The sequence below is a fragment of the Streptomyces sp. NBC_01198 genome (genome assembly GCF_036010485.1).
Classification (GTDB): Bacteria; Actinomycetota; Actinomycetes; order Streptomycetales; family Streptomycetaceae; genus Actinacidiphila.
The window spans coordinates 5842672-5863803 of the sequence record NZ_CP108568.1 but is presented as its reverse complement, the minus strand read 5'-3'; the positions used below and the strand labels follow the sequence as shown (position 1 = coordinate 5863803).

Here is a 21132-nt window from a genome sequence, read left to right as displayed (position 1 = left end):
TCCAGATGGCCTCTGGCCCGTACGCCTTGTCGGCCTGCGGTCGCTACGGTCCCTCCACGGTACGTCGGCGCGGCACGCAGAGCCCGACGAAGGCCGCGCAGGCGATGAGCGTGCAGGTCAGCTGGGTGACCGCCATCGGTACCGCGGTACCGTCGCCGGCCACCCCGGCGAGCGGCGAGATGAGTGCCCCGACCAGGAAGGACGACGTGCCGATCAGCGCGGAGGCGGAGCCGGCGTTCCGTTTCGTCCGCAGCAGCGCCTGGGTGTTCGTGGTGGGCAGCACCAGGCCCATCGAGGCCATCAGCACGAACAGCGCGACGGCGATCCCGGTCAGCGACGCCCGGCCGAAGACCCCGGTGGTGAGCAGCACCAGCGCCACCGACGCGCCGGTGATCAGCACCAGGCCGACCGCGAGCACCCGGTCCATCGCGACCCGGCCGACCAGCACCTTGCCGTTGAGCTGGCCGACGCCGACGATGCCGACCGAGTTCAGGCCGAACAGCAGGCTGAAGGTCTGCGGCGAGGCGCCGTAGATGTCCTGCATGACGAAGGACGACGCGGACACGTAGGTGAACAGGGCCGCGAAGCCGAAGCTGCCCGCGACGACGTAGCCGGTGAAGGGCCGGTCGGCGAGCAGGCCGCGGAAGGCGCTGAAGGTGCCGGACAGCTCGCCGGAGTGCCGCTCGGCGGGCGGCAGCGTCTCGCCGAGCGAGCGCCACACCACCGCGGTGAGCAGGATGCCGATGGCGGTGCAGACGACGAAGACGCCGTGCCAGTCGGTGAACCGCAGGATCTGCCCGCCGATGACCGGGGCGACGATCGGGGCCACCCCGGAGATGAGCAGCAGGGTGGAGAAGAAGCGCGCCATCTCCACGCCGTCGTAGAGGTCACGGACGACCGCCCGGGAGATCACGATGCCGGCCGCGCCGGCCAGGCCCTGGAGGAGCCGGAAGCCGATGAGCAGCGGGGCGGTGGGCGCGAAGGCGCAGACGGCGGTGGCCAGCACGTAGACGACCATGCCGATCAGCAGCGGGCGGCGGCGCCCGAAGCGGTCGCTGAGCGGGCCGACCGCCAGCTGGCCGAGCGCCATGCCGGCCAGGCAGGCGGTGAGGGTGAACTGGACGGTCGACGAGGTGCTGTGCAGGGCGTCGGTGACCTGGGGCAGCGCGGGCAGGTACATGTCCATCGACAGCGGCGGCAGCGCGGTGAGGCCGCCGAGTACCAGCGTGACGAGCAGGCCGACGCGGGCCTGGCGGCCGGCGTCGGGGGTGAGGGTGGCGGAAGCGGTCGGGGCGTTGGCCTGAACGGGGGTTCGCGGGCCGGCGTCCTGCACGGTGGGCACTCTCCATCAGGGGTCGTTGAATCGTTGCCTATTCTTTCAGTGATCGGGGACGGCCGAGACCATGTGGTGGGGCAATCGATGAGTGACCTGAAGCGCACAATCCGCTGGGGAATCCTGGCGACCGGCGGTATCGCGGCGACCTTCACCGAGGCGCTGGCCACCGTGCCCGACGCCGAGGTGGTGGCGGTCGGCTCCCGCAGCCCGGAGGGCGCGAAGGCCTTCGCCGAACGGTACGGGATCCCCCGGGCGTACGGCAGTTGGGCCGAACTGGCCGCGGACGACACGGTGGACGTCGTCTATGTGGCCACCCCTCATTCCGCGCACCGGGCGGCGACCGGCCTGTGCCTGGAGGCGGGCAAGGCGGTGCTGTGCGAGAAGGCGTTCACGATCAACTCGCGGGAGGCCCGTGAGCTGGTGGAGCTCGCCGAGGACCGCGGGCTGTTCCTGATGGAGGCCATGTGGACCTACTGCAACCCGCTGATACGGCACCTGGCCGCGGTCATCGCCGACGGGGCGATCGGCGAGATCCGCAACGTCTCCGCCGGCTTCGGCTTCGGCGGTGACTTCCCGCCCGAGCACCGGCTGCGCGACCCCGCGCAGGGCGGCGGCGCGCTGCTCGACCTGGGCGTCTACCCGGTGTCCTTCGCGCAGTTGCTGCTCGGCGAGCCGGACACCGTGCAGGCCTGGGCCCATCTGACACCCGAGCGCGTGGACGACAACACCGGGATACTGCTCGGCTGGAACGACGGCGCGCTGGCCACCCTGACCTGCACCTTCACCGCCGACACCGGCGCGCCAGCGACGATCACCGGCACCCACGGGCGGATCGAGATCCCGGAGGGCTTCTTCAACCCGGACCGCTTCACGCTGCACCGGCAGGGCGAGACCCCGCACACCGTGCACTTCTCCGAGGTCACCGAGGACGGCCTGACCCGCGGCACGATGCGGTACGAGGCCGCCGAGGTGACGCGCTGCCTCCAGCAGGGGCTCACGCAGTCCCCGCTGGTGCCGCTGGCCGGGACGCTGTCGGTGATGCGCACGATGGACGCGGTGCGCGAGCAGATCGGGGTGCGCTACCCGGGCGTGGACTGAGCGGGCCGCCCGCCGCGGCGGGCGGCGGCCGCGGGCGCGCGGGGCCTATGCGGCGCCGTGGCCCGGCGCGACGGCGGTGATGCGGTCGGCGAGCCCGAAGTCCCTGCCGGTCAGCCGGTTGCCGGCCGCGTGGGTGGTGATCTCCACATGCAGTGTGTCGTAGCTGAGGGTGAGGTCGGAGTGGTGGTTCAGCTCGGCCTGGATGCCGGCGATGTGCAGCGCGAAGATCGCCGCCGGCAGGTGGTCGAGGTGGTACGTACGCCGCAGCGTACGGCCGTCCTCGGTCACGTCCCAGCCGGGCAGCCGGCCGAGCCTGGCCTCGATCTCTTCCGCGTTCAGCGGTTCCGCGTAGGGCATACCGCCATCGTCCCACCGCGGGCGCGCGACGGCTCGCTGTGGCGCCCCGCGCCTGCGTGCGGGCGGCTATTCCTCGGTCGGGGCCGGGGGCTTGGGCGCCCAGGGGGTGAAGGTGACCGGGAGGGCGGTCAGCGAGCGCTGAAAGGGGCCGGGGCGCCAGCGCAGGTCTGCGGCCGGGCGGGCGAGCCGCATGTCGCACAGGCGGCTGGTGAGCTGCTCGACGGCCGAGATGGCGATCAGCAGCGCCGGCTGCCGGGCCGGGCAGCTGTGCGGGCCCGCGCTCCAGGCCAGGTGGGCGCTCTCGCTCGCGCCCCACGCGTCGCTCTCGCCGCCCGGCGAGGACTGGCCGTTGGCCGCCGCGTAGGAGACCAGCACCAGCTGGCCCGCCCGCAGGCCCACCCCGTGGAAGGTCGTGTCGTAGCGCACGTAGTAGCCGGACGAGGTGGACTGCGGCGGGTTGCGCCACAGCACCTCGTTGATGGCCTCGTGGGCGGTCATGGCCCCGGCGTAGACGGAACCGTCGTAGCGCGGGTCGGCGAGCATGTGCAGCAGGGTGTTCGCGATGAGGTTGGCGGTGAACTCGTAGCCGCCGCTGAAGGTGACCGCGATCTGCATGACGGCCTCGGCGTCGCCGAGGCCGACCGGGTGCTGGAGGAAGTACGACGTCAGGTCGCGCTGCGGGCGCCGCCGGCGGTCGGCGACCAGGCCGCCGATGATCTCGGCCAGCTCCGCGGTGGCGGACTGCGCGTCGGCGCCCGAGGCGAACATCGAGGCGAGCCGGTCGGCCAGCGCCTCCCCCTCGGCCTCCGGGACGCCGAACCAGGTGTTGAACACCCGCAGCGGCAGCTGCCTGGCGTAACCGGTGACCAGGTCGGCGCGGCCCGCGGCGGCGAAGCGGCCGATCAGCCCGGCGGCGGCGTCGGCGACCTGCGTCTGCAGCAGGTGCGGGCCGAGCAGGCCGAGGCTCTCGCCGATGACCTTGCGGTGCCGGGCGTGGGTGTCGCCGTCGGAGAAGTTCACCGCGGGGCGGTAGCCGAGCACCGAGCGTACCGGCGAGTCCTCGGGGATGGTGTCGGGCCAGGGCCGCGGGTCCTTGGAGAAGGTGTGGGTGTCGCGCAGCACGTCCAGCGCGGCCTGGTAGTCGGTGACCAGCACCGCCTCGGCCCCGGGGGCGATCTCCACCCGGGCCAGCGGCCCCTGGCCGCGCAGCTGTTCGTAGTGGCGCCCGGGATCGGCGGCGAAGTCCTCGCCGTACATCGCGGGCAGCGTACCGGCGGTCATGGCGCGTCCTCGGGCAGTCGGGTCAGTACGTACTCGGCGAGTGCGATGAGCGTGCCGATGCTGTCGCGGCGGTTGCGGGCGTCGCACTGCACCAGCGGCGTCTCGGGCGCCAGGTCGAGGTGCCTGCGCAGCACCTCGTCGCTGTGCGCGGGCGCGCCGGGGAAGCGGTTGACGGCGACGGCGTAGGGCAGCCCCTGCTCCTCGACCATGTCCATCACGGGGAAGGAGTCGGCCAGCCGCCGGGTGTCGGCCATCACCAGCGCGCCGAGGGCGCCGCGGGCGATGTCCTGCCACAGCGGGAAGAAGCGCTCCTGGCCCGGCGTGCCGAACAGGTAGAGCACCAGGTCGCCGGGGACGGTGAGCCGCCCGAAGTCGACCGCGACGGTGGTCGTGGACTTCTCCGGCAGGCCCCGCAGGTCGTCAAGTCCCGTGCTGGCGCTGGTCATCACCTCCTCGGTGTGCAGGGTGGGGATCTCCGAGAGGGTGCGGATCAGCGTGGTCTTGCCCACGCCGAAGGGCCCGGTGACGACCAGCTTCATCAGGGTCTGGCCGGTCGAGGGCAGATAGCGGACGGTGCCGGTCCGCGGTTCGGACGCCGGCTCGGTCCGCGGTTCGGGTCCCGGCTCGGTCCGCGGTTCCGAGCGCGGTTCTGCGACCAGCGCGGTCGCCGGTTCAGGGGAGGGCACGGAGTCCAACGAGCAGCCTCTCGATGAGCGTTCGGTCGATCTTCTCGGCCTTGGGGACCGGGGACCGGGCGAGCAGGTGGCCGCCGCCGACCAGGTCGGCGGCCAGGAAGACGGTGGCGCTGACCGGCAGGCCCAGATGGGCCGCACACTCCACCACGGTGAGCGCGCCGGGGCGCAACAGCAGCCACAGCCGCCGGTGTTCCGGCCCGAAGTCCATCTCGGGCGGCTCCTGGTCGGTGGACACCAGCACGGTGAGCCGGTCGAAGTCGGCCGTCCCGCGCGGGCGTTCCCGGCCGCCGGTGGCCAGATACGCGGGGACCAGACGGCGGCCCCGGCCGCCGGCCGCCCCCGGCTCCGGCGCGGCGGCCGCTCCTGAAGTGCCGGGCCGGCCGGATGTCATGGCCGGCCGGCTGCGTCCGGCTCGCGGGCGGGTGCGCTCATCGCCCGGGCGAGTGCGGCGACCTGCACCTGCATCTGGTAGGCAATGTTGCCGAGTTGGGTGTCCGGCGCGGCGAAGACCGCGAGCGAGGTGTTCTGCCCCGCGGGTACGACGATGGCGAAGCCCTGCTCGGACTCCACCACGGTCTGTGCCAGCCGCGGCGACTCGACCTCGGTGAAGGCGGTGGTGAAGGCGCGGGCCGAGGCGTGCAGAGTGGCGGTCATCGCGGCCACCCGTTCGGCGGCGGCCCGGTCGAGGCCGGGCGAGGAGCCTTCCAGCAGGCCGTCGCCGGTGGCGATCAACGCGTGCTGGACGCCCGGCAGTTCGAGCAGCGGCTCCAGCACCCAGGCCAGGTCCTCTGCCATGGGTCGACGGGTGGTCATGAACGGTCGTCTCCTTGCTTGTCGCCTGCGGCGGTTCCCCCGGCCGGGGTCGTGCCGCTCCCTGCCGCGGACCTGCCGCTGCGGGTGCCGTCCTGGAGGGCGCCCCACAGCGCGCCCGCCTGCTCTGGTGTGCGCGCCCCGGGTGCCTCGGCGGCCGGCGGGACCGGTGCGACGGTGCGTGCGGCGGGCGTTCTCGGGCTGCGGCGGCGGCGCGAGGGCAGCGGGGTGGCCTCGACCACCGGGCCGTCGTCCGCCGCCGGGTCATCGGCGGGCCTGGCCGGGGCCGCGGTCTCCGCCGGGGCGGGTACCAGCACGGACAGCGTGTGCTCCTCGTCGAGTACGGTCAGCAGCTCGGCCGGCACCCGCAGCATCGCGCGGACCCCGCCGTACGGCGAGGACTCGACATGGCAGGAGAAGCCGTACTGCCGTACCAGCCGGCCCACCACCGCGAATCCGGCCTGCGGCGGGTTGCCCAGCTCGGTCAGCAGCAGCACCTCGGGGCCGGCCAGCAGCCGCCGGGCGCGTACCAGCGTCTCCTCGTCCATGCCGATGCCGCCGTCGTCCACCACGATCAGCGCGCCGCGCCCGCCGCTCTGCTGGATCGTCACCGGCACCGCGGTGTCGGGGTGCGAGTACGACGTCGCGTTGGCCAGCAGTTCGGCGACCGCGATGGCCAGCGGCTCGGCGGCCCGTGCCACCACCGCGAGGCGCTGCTCGCGCAGGTGGTTGGACATCTTGATCCTGGCGTAACCGGCCACCCGGGACTGTGCGCCGATCACGACCTCGGCCAGCGGCGAGTCGCTGCGGGCCAGGCCGGGCCAGGCCTCGCAGAGCACCGCTGTGGCCTGAATGCGCCGCAGCGCGAGCTCGTTGCGGAAGTCCAGTTCGAGCAGCCGAGGGTCGTCCAGCTCGTGCTGGAGGTCCTGCAGCACGCTCTGGGTCTGGTAGAGCAGCGACTGCACCTTGGCGGTGGCGCCGCGCATCGCGGCCCGGGCCGCCGCGTCGACCCGGTCCCGCTCGCCCGCGGCGGCCTCGGCGGTCGCCGACAGCACGTCCCGCATCGCCTTGGCCAGCGTGGCGTTGGCCTCCTGCGGGTGCAGCAGGCCGGGCACGGGCGCGTGTTCGTGGGTCAGCGCCAGCACGGCGGCCGGGATGCGGTCCGCGGCGAGGAAGCGCAACTCCTCGATCGCGATCCGCAGTTGCTCGTCCGAGTTCTTGGCCCGCACTTCCGCGGTCTGGACCGTGGTGCGCGCCATCCGTACCAGCTGGGCGTCCCGTACGTGTCTGACGCCCGACCAGATGCCGCCGATGACGGCGGCCACGAGAAGACCGATGAATGCAATGAGCACGACGCGACCCCACCCCAGAACTGTCTTGAAGCGTGATTATGCCGTGGCGAAATCCCGCCACAAGGTTTGGCGGCAAAATTCGTCGCAGATTCGTGCACTTCCGAAGGCAGGACGAGCCCGTCCGCACTCCGGACGGTCGTCCTTCGAGCAGCACACGCGGCCAACCGCACCACTTCCGTACCTCGACGTGCGTTGCGGCACTCCGGCGGCAGTGCCGGGCCAGGTCATCGGACGGGTGGCGGCCGGCCCGGCCCGAGGGGGTCGGCCAGCAGCGGGGCGAAGGCGAGTTCGGCGGCGCCGACCAGCGGGGCGCGGTGGGCGAGCGCGGATCTGCGGAGGGTGTAGGGAGCGCGGCTGCGGGCCAGGCCCGTGGTGGCGCCGTAGCGCTCGATCCGGTCGGACGTGGCCTGGTAGATGTCCTGCAGTCCGCCGCCGAAGATGACCAGTTGCGGGCTCAGGACGGCCGCGAGGTTGCCCAGGCCGACCGCGAGCCAGCGGGCCGTGTCGTCCAGGGCGCGGGCGGCGCGCTCGTCGCCCGCCGCGGCCGCCTCGACGACGCCGGTCAGCGAGTGGTCCTCCGCGACCGGCAGACCGGCCGCCTCGCTGATGACGTCCGTGCCGATCTCGGTCTCCCAGCAGCCGCGGGCACCGCAACGGCATCGGCGGCCCTCGGGGTTGACGATCATGTGGCCGATCTCCCCCGCGTAGCCGAGCCGCCCGGGCACCGGACGGCCGCCGCAGAACAGGCCGCCGCCCACGCCGACGTTCGCCGACAGGTAGACGAAGTCCTCGTAGCCGCGGGCCGCGCCACGGGCGTGCTCGCCGAGGGCGCCGAGGTCCGCGTCGTTGCCCACGACGACCGGCACCCCGGCCCACGGCGGCGCCAGGCGGGCGGCGAGGGCCGCGGCGAGCGGCCGGTCGGCCCACTGCAGATTCGGCGCGAACCGCACCAGGCCGTCCGTCCGCCGGACGAGACCGGGCACCGCGATGCCGACACCGGTGCAGCACGCCCCCTCGGCGGCAGGCTCGCCCAGCTCCTCGACCAGCCCCGTCAGCCGGGTCAGGGTCTGCTCGAAGCCGGTGGGGCCGTCGACCGGCGGCAGCAGCGTACGGCCGGCAAGCACCTCGCCGCCCAGGCCCACCCGCTCGGCCCTGATCCGCTCCACGCCCACCTCCAGGGCGATCACCTGGGCGCGCTCGGCGACCGGCAGCACCAGCGGCGAGGGGCGGCCTGCCGAGCGGTGCGTGCGCGGGGTCTCCTCGCGGACCAGCCCCGCCTCGGCCAGGGCGGCGACCAGCGCCGCCGTGGTGCTGCGGTTGACCCCGGTCGCCCGGGTCAGCGCGGACCGTGAGACGGCACCGGTGGTGTGCACGCGGCGCAGCACCACGCTCAGATGGTGCTGCCGCACCTCCGCCTGCGGCACCTGGCCGGTCCGCGGTTGGTCCTGGGGGTCGGACATGGCGGCCTCCTCGCTGTCAGGCCGAGGCGCCGCCGGGCGGGATGGGGCCGGCGAATTCGGCCCAGGCGAGCGTGCCCGCAGGGCCCACGTGCCGGCCGTGGGCCTGGGCGAGCGCCTGGACCAGCGCGAGGCCGCGCCCGCCGTCGCCGGGGTCGCGTTGCGGCGGCGAGCAGCACGGGCCGCCGTCGCTGACCTCGACGCGTACGGTGCCGCAGGGCAGCCGGGTCAGGTGCAGGCACACCGCCGGCAGGCCGTGGTTGAGGGCGTTGGTGACCAGTTCCGATATCACCAGAACGACGTCGGACGCGGTCTCCTCCGGCACCTTCCACTCGGCCAGCACGTCCCGCGCCGACCTGCGGGCCGTACCGCCGGCCTCGGGCCGGTGCGGCAGCGGCAGGCAGCCGATCCCGACGTCGGTTCCGGCCTCGCTGGCGGCGGGGTGCATGTCGCCGCCGTCCCGGGGCTCGCGCGGCCACGGAAGGCGGGACCGGCCCCGGCCCGCCCACTTCGGCGGGAGCGCCGGGGCGGTGGCCGAGGGTGTCGGCTGTGCGGTGGGAATGCGCATGTCGGTACCTGAGCTCGTAGGCGGGTCCGGTCCGTCGCCGGTGGGCGGCGGGCTCGGCACTGGATGCGTCACGCGGTGGCGGTTCCTGCGCCCGGTGAGGGCGCGCCGGCGGCGTATGGCCGCGGGCGCCCGTCTCTGCTTCCACCTGCGGCCTGATTTGTTGTCGATCACCACAATACGACTAAATGCGATGAACGTACCGGCTTGGCCGCGGCAAGATTGCGACAAGACGCGCGAAAGGGCATCACCGCAGGCCAGGCGAGGTACGGCCGGAGCAGGAAACGGGCAGCCCCGGCGTACCGGACGGTCGGACCGTCCGGTACGCCGGGGCTTCACCGTCGCGCTCAGTGACCGCCGGCCGCGGTCGGTTCGCGCGGGCCGGTCATCCGGCGTCGTCCGGGCACAGGTGCAGGGCCAGGACGTTGCCGCCGCTGACCGCCACGTGCACCCGGCCGAGGGTGCCGGTGTCCCCGCTGTTGGCGACCCGGAAGTCGCTGCCGGCGTTCTCACCGTTGTGGAAGGCCGCGTCGTCCAGCGTGAAGGTCGCCGTCTTCCAGGTCTCGGTGCCGGTCTTGGCCACCGACGGCGACTGCTTGTACGCGCCCGCCGTGGAGTCGTACTGCAGGCTCCAGCTGCCGGTGCCGTGGTCGTAGTAGTCGATGGTGACGGTCGCCTGGTAGGCGCCGCCGGGGACGATGGTGTTGTCGATGTCGAAGTACTCGAACGGCGAGCCGTCCGTGGTCGACCGCCCGCTGCGGCCGCCCAGGGTGACCGGCACGGTGTGCCCGTCGCCGTTGTCGCGGAAGCGCAGCCCGCACTCGGTGTCGGTGGCCCCGAGGGTGTCGCAGGCGGTCGCCGCGCCGTCCGCCGCCGGTACGGTCACCACGACCGCGCCGCCCGGCAGCGCCGTACCGCCCGCGGTGCGGAAGTGCACCGTCACCGGGTGGTAGCCCGAGGGGGTGTCCGCCGCGACCGCGATGGTGACGGGCACGGTTGCGCGGTCGGCGTGCCGCAGGTCCAGGGTGCCGGACGACGGGGTCACGGTGACTCCCGCTACGTCGGAGGCGGCGCTCCAGCGCACGACACCTGCGTGCCCGGCCAGCGTGGAGACGCCCACCGTCGCGGGCAGGCTGGTGCCGCCCAGGGTCACCTGGGTGCCGGTCGGGGTCAGATAGCCGACCGCGGGCACCTCACCGCTGCGGTACGACGGCGGTGCCGCCTTGGCGCCGGTGGCCCAGTGGGTGTCGGGCCGGGTGGACAGGTCCACGTCCAGGGCGCCGCCCCGGGTGGCGAACGACGCGGGCAGCGCCGTCGACTCGAAGTGCCGCCCGTCCAGCCGCATTCCGGTGACGTACGGAGCGTTGTCGGCCGCCTTCGGGGCGTCGATGGTGATCCGGTGACCGTTGCCGAGGCTGATCACCGCCCGCTTGACCAGCGGGCTGTTGAGCGCGAGCGTCGGGGTGCCTGGGGTGGCCGGCATCATGCCGAGCGCCGCCCACACGTACTCCGACGACAGCGCGCCGTTGTCGTCGTTGCCGGGCAGCCCGTCCGGCGCGGTGGTGAACAGCTCGGTCTCGAACCGCCGGGCGACCTCCTGGGTCTTCCACGGCTGGCCGACGTAGTCGTACATCCAGGGGGCGGTGGTGTCGATCTCGTTGCCCGCCCAGTCGTAGGGCGCGTTGCCGCCCGCGTTGAGCTGGCTGAAGTAGTCGTCCAGCCGCGGGATCACCTTGTCGTTGCCGCCCATCGCCGCGACCAGGCCCGCGATGTTCTGCTGCACCGACCAGTTGTACTGCGCCGCGTTGCCCTCGTCGTAGCCGTCCTGGCCGAAGGCGCCGGCCGGCGGGGTCTGGAAGCCGGGCCCTGCCGGGAAGGCGCCGTTGTCGTCGCGCGGGCGCAGGTAGTTGGTGGCGGGGTCGAAGATGTTCTGCCAGTTGTTGCCGCGCACCGCGTACTCCGCCGCGGCCTTGTGGTCGCCGACCTTGGCCGCGAGCTGCGAGATCGCGAAGTCGTCGGTGGACCACTCCAGGGTCTCCGAGGCTCCTTGCAGGCCGTGGTCGCCCTGCGAGGTGCTGTTGTTGGGCGCGTAGCCGAGCCTGACGTAGTCCTCGACGCCCGGGCGCTCCACCCAGCCCCAGCCGACCTTCTGCGACTGCGTCGCGGCCCTCTTCATGATCGGCAGCGCGTCCTTGATGTCCACACCGGTCGCACCGAAGGCGACGTACTGCGCGAACAGCGGCACGCCGTTGTCGCCGTTCATGACGTTGCCGGTCATGTTCTGCGACGGCCACTTGGGCCACCAGCCGCCCTGCTGCTGGGCGTCCCGCAGCAGGGAGTTGGCCATGTCGCCGGCCTTGTCGGGGTAGAGCATCGTCTGCAGCGGCGCCAGCGAGCGGTAGATGTCCCAGTCGGAGAACGTCGCGTACTGGGTGTGGCCGCGCGCCACCTTGTGGATCGCGTCGTCGAAGCCGATGTAGCGGCCGTCCACGTCGTTGAAGACACTCGGCGACTGCAGGGAGCGGTACAACGACGTGTAGAAGGTGGTCAGTTCGTCGTCGGAGGCACCGCCCACCGACACCTTCCGCAGCGCGGTGCGCCAGGCGTCCCTGGTCTGCGCCTGCACATGGCCGACGCTCCACCCCGGGATCTCGGCTGCCGCGTTCGCCGCCGCGCCGGACGTACTCACGTACGACATGCCGATCTTGGCGGTCACGCTGCGGTCGGCGGCGGTGTCGAAGGTCAGGTAGGCGCCCGAGCCAGAACCGGTCGCGGTGGAGGACCCGGGGGTCACGGCGGTGCCGCCGCTGCCGTTCTGCCACGTGCCGTGGGCGGTGAACGGGCGGTCGAAGGTGATGTCGAAGTACATCGTGTACTTGCTGTTGTTGCACAGCCCGTGCGGTGTGGTCGTGCCGGAGATCTCGTGGTCGCTGAGCACGTTCACCTCCGCGGCCAGGTCGCCGCCCAGGCTCGTCCCCGACTTCACCAGCAACTGCGCCTGGCTGCCCGCCGGATAGCCGAAGGACGCGATCCCGGTCCGCGCCGTCGCGCCGATGTCCACCTTGACGTCGGAGTCGTTCAGGTGCACGTCGTACGAGCCGGGCGCCGCCTGCTCGTCGTCGTGCGAGAAGTGCTCGGTGCGGGCCGCCGGGTTGGCGCCGACGTCACCGGTCACCGGCAGGATCGGGATGTCGCCGAAGGACGAGCAGCCGCCGGAGAAGTGGTCGAGGCTGAAGCCCTTGATGGTGGTGTCGGTGTACCCGTAACCGGTGGGCGCGGAGCTGGTGTCCGGGCTGAACTGCATCATCCCGAAGGGGGCGGTGACGCCGGGGAAGGTGTTCTCCCAGTCCACGCCCTTCTGGGTGCCGACGAACGTGTTGACGTAGGCGGTGGGGTCCGCCACGAGGGCGGTGCCGCCGCCCTTTCCGGCTTGTCCGGCCTGGCCCGCGGCCTGCCCGGTCGCACCCGCCGGCCCCGCGGCGAGCGCGGAGGGCACGGCCAGCACGGTGGCCGCGGTCAGCGCCGCCGCGATGGCTCCGAGGCGCCTGCGGCTGGTGGTGTGGCGGTGTTTCTCTCGGTGTCGGTACACGTGAGACCTTCCCTGTCACCCTGCACGGCTCTCCCACGTGGGTGGACGTTGGCAAAAAACTCCCGTGACAACGTTGTCACCCTCGCGCGCCCCGAGTTTTCCCCTGCGCTGAGCCCACGTCAAGGCCCCCGCCCACCCTCTGCCGGCGGCCGCCCCCCGGCGCGGGACGGGCGGCCGGACTCGTCCCACGCGTCACCGGTTTCACTCAGGTTCGCTCCACTCCGTGCCCAGGTGATGGCAAGCTGTGGCCGTGAAGGGCAACATTCCCCAGGAGACGACGACCTTCGTCGGTCGTACATCGGAACTGGCCTTACTGGAATCGGCATTGGCCCAGGAGCGGCTGATCACCCTGACCGGTGCGGGCGGGGTGGGCAAGACACGCCTGGCCCAACGCGCCGCCGCCGGGGAGGGCTTCCGCTTCCCGGACGGCGTCTGGTGGGCCGATCTGAGCACCCTCGACGGTCCCGGCCTGCTGCTGGCCACCGTCAGCGACGCCGTGGGTCTCGCCGACCACTCGCCGATGATGCCCGCCGAGGCGCTGTGCGAATGGCTGGCGGACCAGCGGCTGCTGCTCGTGCTCGACTCGTGCGAGCATCTGATCGGGCCCTGTGGGGTGCTGGTGGCGGAACTGCTGACCGCCGCCCCCGGCGTGACCGTGCTGGCGACCAGCCGCCGCCCGCTGGAGACGAGGATGGAGCGGCTCGTCGAGGTCACGCCGCTGCCCGCCACCGGACCCGACGCCTTCGCGCTGTTCAGCCAGCGGGTGACGGGCCGGCTCGGCGCGGGGCCGCTCGCCGAGCCGGGCGCCGCCGCGGCCGCCGAGGCGATCTGCCGCCGGCTGGAGGGGATCCCGCTGGCGATCGAACTGGCCGCCGCCCAGGTCGGCCCGGCCCGTGTCGCCGACGTCGCCGACCAGCTCGACTCCCGCTTCGACGTGCTCTCCCGCTCCGGTTTCGTGTGGCCGCGACGGCACCAGGCGCTGCGTACCGCGATCGGCTGGAGCCACGAGCTGTGCGCCCCGCTCGAACGCCTGCTGTGGGCGCGGCTCAGCGTCTTCCGCGGCGCCTTCGACGTCGCCGCGGCGCAGGCCGTCACCGCCGGCGGCCCGCTCGGCGCCACGGACGTGGCAGCGGCCCTGGACCGGCTGGTCGCCCAGTCCGTGGTCCGCAGAACGGCCACCGCGGCGGGCCACCGCTACCGCATGCTCGACACCATCCGCGAGTACGGCCATGCGTGGCTGCGGGAGTTGGGGGAGGACGCCGCCACGGCGCGCCGGCACGCCGAGCACTTCACCGGAGTCGCCCGCTGGGCGGACACCGCCTGGGTCGGCAGCGACCAGCTCGTCGGCTACCGCAAGGTCGAGGACGCGCATCCCGATCTGCGTGCCGCGCTCGACCACCTCATGGTCCACGACCCCGCGACGGCCGCCGAACTCGCCGGGCTGCTCGTCTACTTCTGGACCTGCTGCGGCCACCTCAAGGAGGCCCGCGGCTGCCTGGAGCGCGTACTGGAGGTCCACACCGCGCCCGGTCCCGCCCGCACCCGAGCCCTCATCGGACTGGGAGCGACGGTGACGCTGCAGGGCGACTACGCCACCGCCACCGCGATCAGCGACCAGGTGCGGGCCGCGGTCGAGGCGGACGGCAGCGACGCGGAGCAGCAGATCGCCGCGGCCTGCCTCACCGGCCTGCTCGGCATGCTGACCGGGCAGCCGCAACAGGCCCTCGACTCCGTACGCGAGGCGCTGCGGGCCGTCCCCGGCCTCCCCTTCGACTCCCCGGACCGGCTGCGCTGCAGCCTGGTCGAGGTGCTCTCGCTGACCGGTCTCGGCCATTTCGCCGAAGGCCGGGCGCGCGCACTGGAGTTGCGCGAGAAGTGCGTGCGGGCCGGCGAGCTGTGGACCCGCTCCTATCTGGACTACCAGCTCTCCATCGTCGCCCTCTTCTCCTCCGAGCCGGCGGAGGCGGTCAGTTACGCCCGCACGATGCTGGAGAGCAAGCGGCTGCTCGGCGACGCCTTCGGCATCGCGCTCGGCCTCGACCTGCTGGCCGCCGCGATGGCCGCGGCCGGCCGCCCGGAACAGGCCGCCGCCGTCTACGGCACGGGCGCGGCGTACTGGCGCAGCGTCGGCCACCCGCAGCGGGGCGCCCCGGAACTCCAGCCGGTCCGCGAACGCTGCGAGCAGACGGTCCGCGCGGCCCTCGGCGACGCCGGCTACACCGCGGCCTACGCCCGCGGCGCGACAGCGGACGGCCCGAGCACCCTGGCCGCACTGGTCGGCGAGGACCCCGGCGAATAGCCGGCGGAGCCGGCGGTTGCCTGCCCAGGGGCCGCCCCGGCCGCCGGCACGGCAAGGCGCTCTCGCCGCAGGTCGCCTGGCGCGGACCGGGTCAGCCGTGGCGCACGCACCACCCCGGACGGCGGGCCCGACGTGCTCCCGGCGGGCACCGGACTGCGCCTCCACCGGTGGCGCAGCGGGCCCGCGTCCGGGGCGGGGGCCGACTTCACGGATGTCAGGCGGGGAGGATCTTCGCGGTCAGGGTGCGGAGGAGCGCGCGCTCCTCGGCGCTCAACGGGGCCGTCAGGGCGGCGAGTCGCTGTGCGATCTCGGCGGCGCCGACCTCGGTGAGGCGGCGGCCCTCCGGGGTGAGGCTGACCAGGACGCCGCGGCCGTCGTGCGGTGACGGGCGCCGCTGCACCAGGCCGCGCTTCTCGGCGCGGGCGACCAGGCCGGTCATCGAGGACTTGTCCAGGCCGAGATGGTGGGCGAGTTCGCGCATGCCGGGGGTGCGGTCGCGCAGGATCCCGAACAGCCGGAGCTGGACCAGGGAGACGTCGTGCGCGGACGCCACGCCGGTGAGCACGCCCTGGACCAGGAACGACAGCTGCACGAGCGTGTCGACGGTATCCGGCGCCGCCCCGGCCGCCTCCCGTCCCCCCGGGCCCGCGTTCCGGTTCGGGAGATCATCCGTGCTCATCGGTGCCGCCTCCGCTTGACCTAGTACGTGGCCCAAACTATCGTCGAAGTAGTACGTGGCACCAACCATATCCCGTCACCCCCACCCCCAGGAGGCCGGTCCATGCATGCCGCCGTCGTCCATGCCTTCGACGCCCCGCCCCGCTATGACACGTTCGAGACGCCCCGGCCGCGCGGCGGGCACGAGGTGCTGGTCGACGTGCTGGCCGCCGGCTTGCATCCGCGGGTCCGCTCGGGGGCGGACGGCAGCCACTACACCTCGGCCGGGGATCTGCCGCTGATTCCCGGTATCGACGCGGTCGGCTGCACGGCGGAGGGCGAGCTGCTCTACTTCGTCGCCCCGGACACCGCCCCCGGCACGATGGCCGAGCAGGCCGTCGCCGACCGGCGCCGCGCCGTCGTGCTGCCGGCCGGTACCGACCCGGTCGCGGTGGCCGCCGCCATGAACCCGGGCATGTCCTCCTGGGTCGCCCTCCGCCGCCGCGTCACCCTTCCAACGGACGCCCGCGTCCTCGTCCTGGGCGCGACCGGCAACGCGGGCAGGCTGGCCGTCCGGATCGCCAGGCGGCTGGGCGCCTCCCATGTGGTGGCCGCGGGCCGCGACCCCGAACGCCTCGCCCTGCTCCCGGGCTTGGGCGCGGATGTGACCGTCCCGCTGCTCGGCGGGCCCGACGAGGTCGCGGAACGCCTCGGCCGCGGCGCCGCCGACGCCGACGTGGTCCTGGACTACCTGTGGGGCCCGGTCACCGAACTCGCCCTGCGTGCCGTGCTCACCGCCCGCTCCGACCGCACCAGGCCGCTGGCCTGGATCCAGCTCGGGTCGGTGGCCGGTACGGACATCACCCTGCCGTCCGCCCTGCTCCGGGCGGCCGACCTGCGGATCATGGGCAGCGGCCAGGGCTCGGTCAGCGCCACCGGAATCATCGCCGAACTCCCGTCCCTGGCCGCGCACATCACCGCGGGCGACCTGGCGGTCGCCACCGTCCCCGTACCGCTGTCGAAGGTCGAGGACGCCTGGCACGCCCCCGTCGCCCCGGGCCACCGTGTCGTCCTCACCCCGGGTGCCTGACCTCGGGCGCCCGGCCCGCGGCCGCCGGGCCCGGACGAACGCGGCCCCCGGGGCGCGCCGGAGACCGCGTTCGCGCCGCCCGGCTAGCCGGTGTAGGTGTAGCTGAAGTGCGGGGTGTCGTACTGCGGGCCGTTCTTCTCGTACGTGAACCAGTACGTGACGACGTTGCCCGCCGCGAGGCCGCTGAGGTTCTGCGTCCAGGTGCCCGCGCTGTTGGTCATGCGGAAGTTCTGCTGGCCCGCGCCGTTGACCAGGTAGTGCACGTCGACGTACGCGGCGGGCGTCGTCGGCACGAAGGTGATCCGTACGTGGCCCGATCCGGTGGAGGCGGCGCTCGCGGTGTAGTCCGGCGAGGTCGTAGCGCCGCCGGTGGAACCGCCGGCGGTGCTGCCGGACGACGTACCGGTCGACGTCCCCGTGGACGTGCCGGACGAGGTCCCGGACGAGGTCCCCGTCGACGTGCCACTAGAGGTGCCGGACGACGTGCCGGACGACGTACCCGTCGACGTACCGCCGGCCGTGGTGCTGCCGGAAGTGGTCCGGTTCACGGCGATCCAGTCGACCGTCATCCCCGCGCCCGAGCTGATGTCGGCCGAGGGCGAGGTGCAGCCGCACACCTTGTTGGGGTACGAACCGCCGATCGCCACGTCGAAGATGGCGAAGAATCCGTGGTCGACGGCGGCTTGCCAGGTGGCGGTGGAGACCTGGTTCTCGTTGACCGTGTAGGTCACCGTGCCGTCCAGCAGGAAACGCAGCTGCTCGGCCGCGGTGTTGGTGCGGTCGATGACCACCGAGTAGGTGTGGAAGCCGCTCTGGCAGCCGCTGCACGGCTGCAGGCCACTGCTGATGCCGTCCGGGTCGTGGCACTCGCCGGCCCACACACCGCAGTGGAAGGTGGTCGAGTGCTGGCTCAGGGCGTTGACGTCCTCCATGATGTCCAGCTCGCCGATACCTGGCCAGTTGGTCGCGCCGACCGGGCGCGCGTCGGCGCCCATCGCCCAGAACGCGGGCCAGTAGCCGAGGCCATGGGCCGGGGCGGGCTGCTTGAGCGAGGCGCTGATCTCCAACTGCCCGCCGGCCGGGGCGGCGAAGTCGGTGCGCTGGGTCTCGATCCGGCCCGATGTCCAGTGCCCGGCGGCGTCCTTGACCGGCTTGATCACCAGGTGGCCCGAGCCGTCCTGGTAGACGTTGGTGGTCGAGTCGGTGGCCGTCTCGATCTCGCCGGTGCCCCACATCGTGGCGGCGCCGGGGTAGCCGTAGCCGGTACCGGTGTCGTAGAGCCAGTTGGCCCGGTTGAGGCCGCTGCCCGAGGCGCCGTTGAAGTCGTCGCTGAAGACGGTGGTCCAGCCGGCCGGCGGGCCCGGCACCGCGGCGGCGGCCGAGCCGCCGGTGACCGACAGCCCCAGCGCGCCGGCGGCGAGCAGCAGCAGCGAGCCGAGGACGGCCGGCAGGACGCGCCGGCCGGTACGGCGGCCGCGCGGCCGGCTGCGGGGCGGGCCGTCCTGGTCGGCGACACCGGGGAGTGCGTTCTTCCTCATGGGCATGGTGACCTTTCTCCAATAGGTGGGGGTCAGTTGAAGGGGTCGGGCGCTGCGAAGGCTCCGCGAAGGCGAAAGGAACCCTTTTCCGTTCAGGAAGTGAAGGGGTGGAGGTGGCTGAGAGCGCTCTCAGTCAGCAGGTCCGAAAGGGAGTCTCCGCGAATGACGCGGACGCGTCAATGAGATGCACAAGATCGCCTTCGCCGCCGCAGGGCGACCACGGCGCCGTCGGGGGCTTGCGGCGGGACGCTCAGAGCCGGGTCACCATCAAGGAGATGTCGTCCTGCTGCCCGTTGGGAGCGGCCATGGCGAGCAGCAGGCCGTCCGCGAGTTCGTCGGACGGCAGGTGGCGCATGTCGCGGGTGGCGGCGACCAGGCGGCCGATACCCACGTCGATGTCCTCCTCGCGGCGTTCGATGAGGCCGTCGGTGTACATCACCAGGATGTCGCCGGTGCGGTATTCGACCGTGGCCTGCGGCCTGGGGACGTGCTCGATCCGCACGCCGAGCGGCGGGTCGGTGGCGCCGTCGAGGAGGCGGAAGCTGCCGTCGGCCTGCATCAGCACCGGTGGCGGGTGGCCGGCGCTGCTGTAGGTCAGCAGCCGGCTGACCGGGAAGACCTGGCAGGCGAAGGTCGTGGTGGCGGTCGCGCCCTCCAGCGAGCGCGAGTAGAGGCCCAGCGCCTCCAGCGCGCCGCTGGGCCCGTCGGCGACCCGGATGGCGGCGCTGAGCGCGCTGCGCAGCATGCCCATGACGCTGGCGGCCCCCACCCCGTGCCCCACCACGTCGCCGACCGTGAGGCCGAGCCGCCCCTCGGCCAGGTCCACCACGTCGTACCAGTCACCGCAGGCGTTCAGCCCCTGCATGGCCGGCCGGTAGCGCACCGCGATCTCGGGGTGCTCGGCCAGGTCGGGGGTGGACAGCATCACCTGCTGGAGGGTGAGCGCCACGTCGTGGGTGAGGGCCGCCGACTCCTGCAGCTGGACGTTCGCCTGCTGCAACTCCTGCGCCCGGCTGAAGAGTTCGGCCCGCGGCGCCCCGCGCTGCGCCTCCGTCTGCGTCTCCTCGGGAGCGGTCGCGACGCCGGCCTGCTCCGCCCGGTAGAAGGCGGTGACGTCGTCGACCCGGTGGATGATCAGGTCCACCCGGCCGTCGGCCCCGAGGAGCGGCTGGTTCGTCACGTTCCACCAGCGTGGCTGGAACTCGCCCTTCCGGCCGGGCCGGGGGAGGGCGACGCGGTGCATGAGCAGCATGTTGGTGCGCCCGGTGGCCAGCACGGATGCGAGCGACTTGCGCTGGGACGCGCCGCCTTGCGACGTCGGCTCCCCAGGATCTGGCGGGAAGGCCTCGAAGAAGGAGCGCCCGGTCAGTTCCGCCACCGTCCGCCCGGTGACCTCCAGATACGCGTCGTTGGCGGTGACGATCGTCAGCTCCCGGTCGAGCACCAGGCAGGCCGCGGGCACCGCGGTGAAGAGGGCCGCGTAGTCCAGCCCCGCACCCTCGCGTCCCACCACCCCGGCTCCTCGCTGCCGCTCCACCCGCCCACGCGTCCCGCGGGTGCTCGCCAGTCAACCCCGGCCACCCGGCGGCCACCGGCAGGCACACAGGCGACTCGCCCGTACAGCGGATACGGGCGCATCTCTTGCCACGGTGGTGGCAGCGGCTTATCGTCCCGTGCTCGGAGCGAGTGTGGGAGCGCTCCCATAGATCGGTTTCCCCGGACCCGGACGGGTCGACTCCTCCCGCGCGCTTGCCCATCCCCCCACCTCCGTGCTTGTCGAAGGGACAGCATGAAGTCACTGCAGCAAGCTCTCCGATCCACCCGCAGGGCCGCCCTGGCGGCCGTGGCGGCCCTCGGCCTCGTCGTGGGCGCCCTGATCACCCTGACCGCCGCCCCCGCGGCGCACGCGGACACCCAGATCTGCACGCAGTACGGCACCACCACGATCCAGGGCCGCTACGTCGTGCAGAACAACCGCTGGGGCACGAGCGAGGCCCAGTGCATCAACGTCACGAGCACCGGCTTCCAGATCTCCCAGGCCGACGGATCCGTCCCCCTCAACGGGGCCCCCAAGTCGTATCCGTCGATCTTCAACGGCTGCCACTACACCAACTGCTCACCGGGCACCAACCTGCCCGCCCGGCTCAGCGCGATCGGCAGCGCCCCGACCAGCATCTCCTACTCCTACGTCGGCAACGCGGTCTACGACGCCGCCTACGACATCTGGCTCGACCCGACACCCAGGACGGACGGCGTCAACAAGACCGAGATCATGGTGTGGTTCAACCATGTCGGCTCGGTCCAGCCGGTCGGCTCCAAGGTGGGCACCGCCAACGTGGCCGGGCGCAGTTGGGACGTGTGGACCGGCAACAACGGCGGCAACGACGTCATCTCCTTCGTCGCGCCCTCGGCGATCGGCAGCTGGAGCTTCGACGTCAAGGCCTTCGCCAACGAGACGATCAGCCGGGGCCTGGCCCAGAACTCCTGGTATCTCACCAGCGTCCAGGCCGGTTTCGAGCCCTGGCAGAACGGTACGGGGCTGGCCGTCAGCTCCTTCTCGTCGACGGTGAACATCGGCGGCGGATCGACCACCGGGGGGACGACGACCGGTGGCACGACAACAGGCGGCAGCACGACCGGCGGCAGCACCACCGGCGGTACGACCACGGGCGGCACCACCGGTGGCACCGGCTCGTCCGGCTGCAGGGTGACCTTCACCCCGCAGACCTGGGCCGGCGGCTTCACCGCCAACGTCACAGTGGCGAACACCGGTTCCAGCGCCGTCAACGGCTGGAAGCTGGCCTTCACCCTCCCGTCCGGCCAGACGATCACCAGCGCGTGGAACGCGAGTGTGTCTCCCACCTCCGGCGCCGTCACCGCCACCAACCTCGCCTACAACGCCCAGATCCCGGCCGGCGGCTCCCAGTCCTTCGGCTTCCAGGGCACATCCTCCGGCAGCTCCGCCCCGCCCACCGGCTTTACTCTGAACGGCACTTCCTGCTCCTGAC

Annotated in this window: 17 protein-coding genes; 4 read left to right on the top strand and 13 right to left on the bottom strand. The window is 73.0% G+C overall.

Going from position 1 to position 21132, the window contains the following annotated elements:
- Positions 1–43 precede the first annotated feature (43 nt).
- Complete coding sequence (locus OG702_RS26095; RefSeq protein WP_442814542.1) at positions 44–1342, bottom strand: multidrug effflux MFS transporter; 1299 nt, start codon at positions 1340–1342, stop codon at positions 44–46.
- Between the two features lie 78 nt (positions 1343–1420).
- On the opposite strand from OG702_RS26095, the gene OG702_RS26090 reads away from it, so the two are divergent.
- A complete protein-coding gene (locus OG702_RS26090) occupies positions 1421–2434 on the top strand; it encodes a Gfo/Idh/MocA family protein (protein ID WP_327291371.1) in 1014 nt (337 codons plus the stop codon).
- A gap of 45 nt (positions 2435–2479) precedes the next feature.
- Here OG702_RS26090 and OG702_RS26085 read toward each other — a convergent pair whose 3' ends face one another.
- The 9 genes from OG702_RS26085 to OG702_RS26045 all read right to left on the bottom strand — a co-directional run bounded on the left by OG702_RS26085 (position 2480) and on the right by OG702_RS26045 (position 12540).
- Entirely contained in the window at positions 2480–2791 is a 312-nt protein-coding gene (locus OG702_RS26085) for a 4a-hydroxytetrahydrobiopterin dehydratase (RefSeq protein WP_327291370.1), read from the bottom strand.
- Positions 2792–2857: 66 nt separating this feature from the next.
- Positions 2858–4072, bottom strand: a complete 1215-nt coding sequence (locus OG702_RS26080; RefSeq protein ID WP_327291369.1) for a cytochrome P450 — start codon at positions 4070–4072, stop codon at positions 2858–2860.
- Positions 4069–4611 (bottom strand): GTP-binding protein, encoded by a 543-nt coding sequence (locus OG702_RS26075; protein ID WP_327293376.1) that lies wholly within the window; start codon positions 4609–4611, stop codon positions 4069–4071. Before OG702_RS26075 ends, OG702_RS26080 begins: the two co-directional genes overlap by 4 nt.
- Before the next feature lie 133 nt (positions 4612–4744).
- On the bottom strand, positions 4745–5158 hold the full coding sequence (locus OG702_RS26070; protein ID WP_327291368.1) for a DUF742 domain-containing protein: 414 nt from the start codon (positions 5156–5158) through the stop codon (positions 4745–4747).
- Positions 5155–5580 (bottom strand): roadblock/LC7 domain-containing protein, encoded by a 426-nt coding sequence (locus tag OG702_RS26065; RefSeq protein WP_327291366.1) that lies wholly within the window; start codon positions 5578–5580, stop codon positions 5155–5157. Before OG702_RS26065 ends, OG702_RS26070 begins: the two co-directional genes overlap by 4 nt.
- Positions 5577–6929, bottom strand: coding sequence for an ATP-binding protein (locus OG702_RS26060; RefSeq protein ID WP_327291365.1), 1353 nt, complete (start codon positions 6927–6929; stop codon positions 5577–5579). The genes OG702_RS26065 and OG702_RS26060 overlap by 4 nt, the downstream gene beginning before the upstream one ends.
- Positions 6930–7153: 224 nt before the next feature.
- The gene (locus OG702_RS26055; RefSeq protein WP_327291364.1) at positions 7154–8389 is read right to left on the bottom strand and encodes an ROK family protein; all 1236 of its coding nucleotides are present in this window, start codon (positions 8387–8389) and stop codon (positions 7154–7156) included.
- A 16-nt stretch (positions 8390–8405) separates the two neighbouring features.
- Positions 8406–8954, bottom strand: a complete 549-nt coding sequence (locus OG702_RS26050; RefSeq protein WP_327291363.1) for an ATP-binding protein — start codon at positions 8952–8954, stop codon at positions 8406–8408.
- A 382-nt stretch (positions 8955–9336) separates the two neighbouring features.
- On the bottom strand, positions 9337–12540 hold the full coding sequence (locus OG702_RS26045) for a GH92 family glycosyl hydrolase (RefSeq protein WP_327291362.1): 3204 nt from the start codon (positions 12538–12540) through the stop codon (positions 9337–9339).
- 250 nt (positions 12541–12790) lie between these two features.
- On the opposite strand from OG702_RS26045, the gene OG702_RS26040 reads away from it, so the two are divergent.
- Positions 12791–14839, top strand: a complete 2049-nt coding sequence (locus OG702_RS26040; RefSeq protein ID WP_327291361.1) for an ATP-binding protein — start codon at positions 12791–12793, stop codon at positions 14837–14839.
- 214 nt (positions 14840–15053) lie between these two features.
- On the opposite strand, the gene OG702_RS26035 is transcribed toward OG702_RS26040, so the two are convergent.
- Positions 15054–15518 (bottom strand): MarR family winged helix-turn-helix transcriptional regulator, encoded by a 465-nt coding sequence (locus OG702_RS26035; protein ID WP_327291360.1) that lies wholly within the window; start codon positions 15516–15518, stop codon positions 15054–15056.
- 102 nt (positions 15519–15620) lie between these two features.
- Here OG702_RS26035 and OG702_RS26030 point away from each other — a divergent pair, with 102 nt between their 5' ends.
- A complete protein-coding gene (locus tag OG702_RS26030) occupies positions 15621–16586 on the top strand; it encodes a zinc-binding alcohol dehydrogenase family protein (protein ID WP_327291359.1) in 966 nt (321 codons plus the stop codon).
- 83 nt (positions 16587–16669) lie between these two features.
- Here OG702_RS26030 and OG702_RS26025 read toward each other — a convergent pair whose 3' ends face one another.
- Together OG702_RS26025 and OG702_RS26020 are read right to left on the bottom strand one after the other, a co-directional pair.
- Positions 16670–18124, bottom strand: coding sequence for a glycoside hydrolase family 16 protein (locus tag OG702_RS26025; protein WP_327291358.1), 1455 nt, complete (start codon positions 18122–18124; stop codon positions 16670–16672).
- Positions 18125–18374: 250 nt separating this feature from the next.
- Positions 18375–19634: a PP2C family protein-serine/threonine phosphatase gene (locus OG702_RS26020; RefSeq protein ID WP_327291357.1), complete on the bottom strand. Its 1260-nt coding sequence runs from the start codon at positions 19632–19634 to the stop codon at positions 18375–18377.
- Between the two features lie 279 nt (positions 19635–19913).
- On the opposite strand from OG702_RS26020, the gene OG702_RS26015 reads away from it, so the two are divergent.
- Positions 19914–21131, top strand: coding sequence for a GH12 family glycosyl hydrolase domain-containing protein (locus OG702_RS26015; RefSeq protein WP_327291356.1), 1218 nt, complete (start codon positions 19914–19916; stop codon positions 21129–21131).
- Position 21132: the final 1 nt, after the last annotated feature.

Bases quoted from the DNA above. Each gene is read 5' to 3' on its own strand.
- OG702_RS26090 (WP_327291371.1), top strand. From the start codon at position 1,421: ATGAGTGACCTGAAGCGCACAATCCGCTGGGGAATCCTGGCGACCGGC.
- OG702_RS26085 (WP_327291370.1), bottom strand. From the start codon at position 2,791: ATGCCCTACGCGGAACCGCTGAACGCGGAAGAGATCGAGGCCAGGCTC.
- OG702_RS26080 (WP_327291369.1), bottom strand. From the start codon at position 4,072: ATGACCGCCGGTACGCTGCCCGCGATGTACGGCGAGGACTTCGCCGCC.
- OG702_RS26075 (WP_327293376.1), bottom strand. From the start codon at position 4,611: ATGAAGCTGGTCGTCACCGGGCCCTTCGGCGTGGGCAAGACCACGCTG.
- OG702_RS26070 (WP_327291368.1), bottom strand. From the start codon at position 5,158: ATGACATCCGGCCGGCCCGGCACTTCAGGAGCGGCCGCCGCGCCGGAG.
- OG702_RS26065 (WP_327291366.1), bottom strand. From the start codon at position 5,580: ATGACCACCCGTCGACCCATGGCAGAGGACCTGGCCTGGGTGCTGGAG.
- OG702_RS26055 (WP_327291364.1), bottom strand. From the start codon at position 8,389: ATGTCCGACCCCCAGGACCAACCGCGGACCGGCCAGGTGCCGCAGGCG.
- OG702_RS26050 (WP_327291363.1), bottom strand. From the start codon at position 8,954: ATGCGCATTCCCACCGCACAGCCGACACCCTCGGCCACCGCCCCGGCG.
- OG702_RS26035 (WP_327291360.1), bottom strand. From the start codon at position 15,518: ATGAGCACGGATGATCTCCCGAACCGGAACGCGGGCCCGGGGGGACGG.
- OG702_RS26030 (WP_327291359.1), top strand. From the start codon at position 15,621: ATGCATGCCGCCGTCGTCCATGCCTTCGACGCCCCGCCCCGCTATGAC.
- OG702_RS26025 (WP_327291358.1), bottom strand. From the start codon at position 18,124: ATGAGGAAGAACGCACTCCCCGGTGTCGCCGACCAGGACGGCCCGCCC.
- OG702_RS26015 (WP_327291356.1), top strand. From the start codon at position 19,914: ATGAAGTCACTGCAGCAAGCTCTCCGATCCACCCGCAGGGCCGCCCTG.